At 66.2% G+C, this 6,204-nt stretch carries 5 protein-coding genes and 1 pseudogene; all 6 read left to right on the top strand.

Features of this window, described 5'->3' with window-relative positions:
* A pseudogene (locus tag CYD53_RS27370) lies at positions 1-393 on the top strand (methyl-accepting chemotaxis protein); the annotation flags it as partial.
* Positions 394-475: 82 nt separating this feature from the next.
* Positions 476-958, top strand: a complete 483-nt coding sequence (locus CYD53_RS27365; protein ID WP_103721248.1) for a chemotaxis protein CheW — start codon at positions 476-478, stop codon at positions 956-958.
* A 3-nt stretch (positions 959-961) separates the two neighbouring features.
* Positions 962-1,846 (top strand): CheR family methyltransferase, encoded by an 885-nt coding sequence (locus tag CYD53_RS27360; RefSeq protein ID WP_103721247.1) that lies wholly within the window; start codon positions 962-964, stop codon positions 1,844-1,846.
* On the top strand, positions 1,843-2,949 hold the full coding sequence (locus CYD53_RS27355; protein ID WP_103721246.1) for a protein-glutamate methylesterase/protein-glutamine glutaminase: 1,107 nt from the start codon (positions 1,843-1,845) through the stop codon (positions 2,947-2,949). The genes CYD53_RS27360 and CYD53_RS27355 overlap by 4 nt, the downstream gene beginning before the upstream one ends.
* Positions 2,950-2,988: 39 nt before the next feature.
* A complete protein-coding gene (locus tag CYD53_RS27350; protein ID WP_146056019.1) occupies positions 2,989-4,731 on the top strand; it encodes a coiled-coil domain-containing protein in 1,743 nt (580 codons plus the stop codon).
* 349 nt (positions 4,732-5,080) lie between these two features.
* A complete protein-coding gene (pstS, locus tag CYD53_RS27340) occupies positions 5,081-6,106 on the top strand; it encodes a phosphate ABC transporter substrate-binding protein PstS (protein WP_103721243.1) in 1,026 nt (341 codons plus the stop codon).
* Positions 6,107-6,204 lie beyond the last annotated feature (98 nt).

Genomic DNA, 6,204 nt, shown 5'->3' with positions numbered 1-6,204 from the left:
GAGGAGATCACGGCAGCCTGCCGCGAGCAGGATGTCGGCTCGACGCAGATCAACCAGGCGATCCAGCAGCTCGACAAGGTCACGCAGCAGAACGCAGCCGCCTCCGAGGAGGTCTCCGCCACCTCCGAGGAGCTCGCAGCCCAAGCCGAGCAGCTCCAGACGACAATCGCATTCTTCAGGATCGACGATCACGGCGGGCGCGCGGCGCCGGTGCGGCCGGCTAACGTCGACAAGGCGGTCAAGCAGCTGCGTGGCAAGGCGTCCAGCATGGCCGCCGCGATCCAGCCGAGGAAGGCGCCTGTCCGCGCCGCGAAAAAGGTCGCCAATGGCGGCTTCGCCTTTGAGCTGGATGGTGGCGAGGACCAGCAGGACGCCGCCTTCCACCGGGCCTGACGAGGCTGAGGCCCGGCTCCGCCAGTCGCGGGGCCGGGCGGCTGCCGGTCCCTCTCATTTCTGCATTTCCCAAGAGGTCATCATGGCTGATACCGCCCAATATCTGACGCTCGGCATAGACAAGGAACTGTTCGGCATCGACATCCGTAACGTCCGGGAAATCCTCGACATGCGGCCGATCTCGAAGTTGCCCCATGCCCCCGATTTCCTGCTGGGCATGATCGACGTGCGTGGCGCCGGCTATCCCATCGTCGATCTGCGCACCAAGCTCGGACTGCCGCGCGCCGAGCCGACGGACGCCACCCGCATCATCATCCTGGACGTGCCCGTCAAGGGCCGTACGATGGGCGTGGGCTTCGTCGCCGATCGCGTCTTCGAGGTGACCGGGCTCGACGCCGACCAGACGGAAGCCGCCCCCGATGTCGGCGGCCGCTGGAAATCGAGCTACATCGCCGGCATCGGACGCAAGGGCGAGGCCTTCATCGTCGTGTTCGATCTCGAACGGCTGATGGCGAGCGACGATCTGCCCGGCTTCGCTGCGTCATCCGCCGAAGAGGCCGCCTGACCGATGAAGCAGCCGCATCCCGAAGCTTTCGACCGCCTCAACGACAGGCATTTCGCCGCAATTGCCGAGGTCATCGAGACGCGCGTCGGCATCAAGCTGCCGCAGACGAAGCGGACGATGGTGGAGGGGCGCCTGCGCAAGCGTCTGCGCGCGCTCGGTCTCGCCAACCTGACGGCCTATGGCGATCTGCTGTTCAAGAAGAACGGGCTCGACGCCGAGCTGGTCAATCTCATCGACTGCGTCACCACGAACAAGACCGACTTCTTTCGCGAGCCCAGCCATTTCGAATTCCTGCGCGACGTCGCGGTGCCACAGCTCGCCCGCCAGCGCGGGGAGCGACCGCTCAATCTTAAGATCTGGAGTGCAGCCTGCTCTACCGGGGCGGAGGCTTACACGATGGCGATGGTGCTGCAGGATCTGGTCAATGCAGGCAAGCCACTGCGCTTCTCGATTCTCGGCACCGATATCTCGACCGAGGTGCTGCGCGATGCGCGCACGGCGATCTATCCGCGCGAGTTCGTCGCTCCTGTTCCCGCGGCCATGCAGCAGCGCTATCTGATGCGGGCGAAGAATCCGCGCGAGGATGTCGTGAGGATCGCGCCCGAGCTGCGTCGCACCGTCAACTTCGAGCGGCTCAACCTGATGGACGAGAGCTATCCGTTCGACCGCGACGTCGATGTGATCTTCTGCCGCAATGTGCTGATCTATTTCGACAAACCGACGCAGCAGGCCGTGATCGCTCGCCTGGTGTCGCACCTGCGCCCGGGCGGCTATCTCATGCTCGGCCATTCGGAATCGATGGCCGGCAGCGGCGTTCCCGGGCTGCAATCCGTGGCGCCCACGACCTATCAGGTCGCTCAGGCCGTCGCCAGGAGGATTGCAGCATGACCCGCAAGCCCATCCGCGTCCTCATCGTCGATGATTCTGCCTCCGTGCGCCAGGTCCTCAGCACGATCCTGAGCGAGGAACCCGGCATCGAGGTGATGGGGACGGCGGCCGACGCCTTCGCCGCTGCGCGCCGCCTGCAGACCGAACTCCCCGACGTCATGATCCTCGATATCGAGATGCCGGGCATGGACGGCCTGACCTTCCTGCGCAAGATCATGGCGCAGCGGCCGATCCCCGTGATCATCTGCTCCACCTTGACCGAGGCCGGTTCCAAGGCGCTGTTCGATGCGCTTGAGGCCGGTGCGGTCGACGTCCTGCCCAAGCCGCGGATCGACACGCGCAACGCCTTGATGGAGACCGCCGATCGCTTGCGCCATGCCGTGCGGGCGGCGGCGCAGGCTCGTTTGCGGCCGCGCGAGGCGCGCATGCAGATTGAGAAGAAGCTCACCGCCGACGTCATGATGCCGCCGCCGGTGCCGGGGCGCGTGCGCCATGCGACCGATCGCATCATCTGCATCGGGATTTCGACGGGCGGCACGGAGACGCTGCGCGAGGTCCTGCAGCAGCTGCCGGCGAATTGCCCCGGCATGGCCGTGGTCCAGCACATGCCCGAGAAGTTCACGCTTGCCTTCGCCAACCGCCTCAACGGCATCTGCGCCATGGAGGTGAAGGAGGCCGAGGATGGCGACGAGGTCTCCACCGGCCGCGTCCTGATCGCGCCGGGCAACCGGCACATGCTGCTGCAGCGCGCCGGCACGCAGTATCGCGTCGCCATCAAGGACGGCCCGCCCGTCTCGCGCCATCGTCCCTCGGTCGATGTGCTCTTCCGTTCCGCAGCGCAATATGCCGGTGCCAACGCGCTCGGCCTGATCATGACCGGCATGGGCGATGACGGCGCGCGCGGCCTGCTCGAAATGCGCAAGGCCGGCGCCAGGACCTTGGCGCAGGACGAGGAGAGTTGCGTCGTCTTCGGCATGCCCAAGGAAGCGATCGATCTCGGCGCGGCCGAGCGCATCGTCAAGCTCTCGCGGGTGCCGCAGGAGATCATGGCATGGCCGCAATCGGGCCTGTCCGGCGTCGCCGAGACCGCGCGCAGCGCTTGAATCAGTTTTGGATTGGATTGGGTTGGGGTTGAGTGCGTGATGGTCATCAAGGACGGTGCGGGCCTGCCGAGGCTGATCCATTCGCTCGAGACGAGCGCGCGGGAGATCGACCAGACATTTGCGCGTGCAGGTAGCCAGCTTGGCGAGGGCCTCAGCCTGTTCGAGACCTTGAAGGAGCGGCTGTCGACCTTGTCGAGCGAACTGGCCGGCAGCGAGATCGCCCAGGCTGGCGCGGCCCTGGCCGGGCTCGCTGGCGAGTTGCGAGCGATCAACGACGGCCTTCAGGGCGAGACGGCGACGTTGCGCGAGCTGGCGACGCATGGCAACGCGGCATCCCAGGCGCTGGATCGCCTGCTCGACCATATGCGCTTGATCACGATCCTCGCCCGCAGCGCCCGCATCGAGGCCGTTTCGATCCAGGCCGCGGGGCGCGATTTCGGTGACTTCACCAGCGAGATCATGACATTGACGACGCAGGCGCAGCGCACCATCCAGGCTTGCGCCCGCGATTATGAACGCCTGGGCAGCCTGCTCGGCTCGGCGCTCGCGGCGCAGCGCGATTTCGACGGACATTACGGCCACGCTCTCGCGGACCTGGCGACCAATCTGGAGCAGACGCTTGCCATCGTGGCGGAGCGCCAGCAACGCAGCGTCGCGCTGACGCATGATGCCGCGGCCCATTCCGGCAGGATCGCGGCCGCGGCCGGTGGCGCGATCATCGCCTTGCAATCAGGCGACAGCATCAGGCAGCGGCTCGAGCATGCGCTCGCGGCCCTGCGGCTGGTCGGCACGCTCACGGAGGGGACAGGCATTGGCGCCGGATTGAGCGAAGGCGAAAGACGGGCGGGCATTCTGGCGCTGCGCCGCCTGCAGTCGGCTCAGCTTCGGGAGAGCGCGGCCACGCTCGGCGGCGATGCCGAGGCGATCGAGGCGGCGCTGGCGCTGCTCGCCGGCGACACGGTCGGCCTGCTCGACCTCGTGCGTTCGCTGTATCAGGGGGACGGTGCCAGCTCCGCCTCCTTCCTTTCCGATCTCGAAGCCGATCTGGCGCAGGCCTCCGATCTGCTCGGCAAATGCGATCGGGCGCGTTCCGGGGTCGATCGCGTCACTGAGGTCCTCGCGACAGTGCTCGAAACCTGCCAGCAGACGGTCGCCAATCTGGCCGACACCGTGACCAGCATCGTGCTCATCGGCATGAATGCGGGCCTGCGCGCGGCCCGTGTCGGCACGGGTGGGCGCAGCCTCGTCGTCATCGCCCAGGAGCTGAAACTCGCCGCTGACCAGATCGCCGGCGACGCCGATCGGCTGGCGCCGACCTTTGCGCGGATGCAGGTCGCCGCGGCTGGCCTCAAAGGCGATGGCAGGCTCGATGCCGCTCATTTCGCCGCGCTCGATCAGGCGATGCGCGGTTCGCTGTCCGCCATGCGCCAGACGGGCGATCGTCTTGGCGCGACGCTCGATCAGTTGACGCGGGAGGGCGGCGGTTTCTGTACCGTTCTTGCCGAGGCGAGGCTGTCCTTCTCCAATGCCGGCGCGATGAGCGATCTGATCGCCTCCGCGGCCGACGAACTCGCCCGTTCCGCGGCGGATGAGGAGCTCGATCAGGGGGCGGTGGCCTGCCTGCGCGACCTGTTCCAGCAGCATGTCTGGCCGAGCTACACCATGGCTGCCGAGCGCGCGATCCATAAGGCGGTGATGGCTGAGTGCGGTATTCCGGATCAGGAAGCGGCGGCCGCCGTCGCTGCGGCGCCCGCGGATGCGCTGGACGAATTCATCTTCTGAGCGGAGATCCTTGCGGCCGCGGCATTGTCATGTGACCGCCGCGAGCGGCAAACGCTGTCGATGCGCCAGCATGAGCAGGTGCTTTTTCGGGTCGGTGTGAAGCTGCCGCACTTGCCGCGCTGCGAGCACCTGTCGCGGCTTGTGACGGCAGAGCGGTTCCAGCAATATCGTGCCGGCGTGCATGAGCCGCCAAACGGTGTGCGGACAGGTGCCGTCTTGCCGATCGCGGCGCGAATGTTGGGCGCTCTGAATCGTTTGTGACGGCTTTGATGACAAGATGTCATCTGTCTGTCACACAGAAGGTGTTCTGACGGGGCCGCTGAACATGCGATCCAGAGAGGACATCTCAATGCGCAAAATTCTCATTCTCGCCGCCGCTTCGATCGGTCTGTCCGGTGCCGTCCAGGCTGCCGACATCACCGGCGCCGGCGCGACCTTCCCCTTCCCGATCTACGCCAAATGGGCTGAAGCCTATAAGAAGGAGACCAATATCGGTCTCAACTATCAGTCGATCGGCTCCGGCGGCGGCATTCGCCAGATCAAGGCCAAGACGGTCGCCTTCGGCGCCACCGACGCCCCGCTGAAGGGCGAGGACCTGACCAAGGAAGGTCTGATCCAGTTCCCGACCGTGATGGGCGGTGTCGTTCCCGCGATCAACATCGCCGGCGTCGAGGCCGGCAAGCTGAAGCTCACGGGCCAGCTCATCGCCGAAATCTATCTCGGCGACATCAAGAAGTGGAATGATCCCAAGATCGCCGCGCTCAATGCCGGCGTGACCCTGCCCGACGCCAGCATCAACCCGGTCTATCGTTCGGACGGCTCGGGCACGACCTTCGTCTGGACCGATTATCTGTCGCGCGTCTCGCCTGACTGGAAGACCAAGATCGGCGCCAACCAGTCGGTCCAGTGGCCGGTCGGCATCGGCGGCAAGGGCAACGAGGGCGTCTCCGCTTCGGTCAAGCAGGTCGCCAACTCGATCGGCTATGTCGAATACGCCTATGCCAAGCAGAACAAGCTCGCCTATGCGCTGGTCCAGAACGCCGACGGCAACTATCCCGCGCCCGACGACAAGGCCTTCCAGGCTGCCGCCGCCAACGCCAACTGGAACGAAGCTCCCGGTTTCGGCATCTCGCTGAACAATCAGAAGGGCGCGCAGGCCTGGCCGATCACCTCGGCGACCTTCATCCTCGTCCACGCCAAGCCCGAGAAGCCGGAAGAGGCGCAGGCCGCGCTGAAGTTCTTCGACTGGGCCTATAAGAGCGGCGACGCGCTCGCGACCGGCATCGACTACGTGCCGCTGCCGGGCAACGTCAAGGACATGGTCCGCGCTGCCTGGAAGGGCGTCGTCGACAACTCCGGCAAGCCGATCTTCTGATCGCTTGCCGTCATGGCCGGGCCTGGCCCGGCCATCTCATTCAGGAGGCGCAGCCCCGGCTTTCCCGGGCCTGCGTTTCGCTCCGCCCAGGAATGACG

This window comes from Allobosea psychrotolerans (assembly GCF_002917105.1).
Taxonomy (GTDB): Bacteria; Pseudomonadota; Alphaproteobacteria; order Rhizobiales; family Beijerinckiaceae; genus Allobosea; species Allobosea psychrotolerans.
Note: the sequence above shows the minus strand (reverse complement) of the source record. Positions and strands in the feature narration are given on the sequence as shown.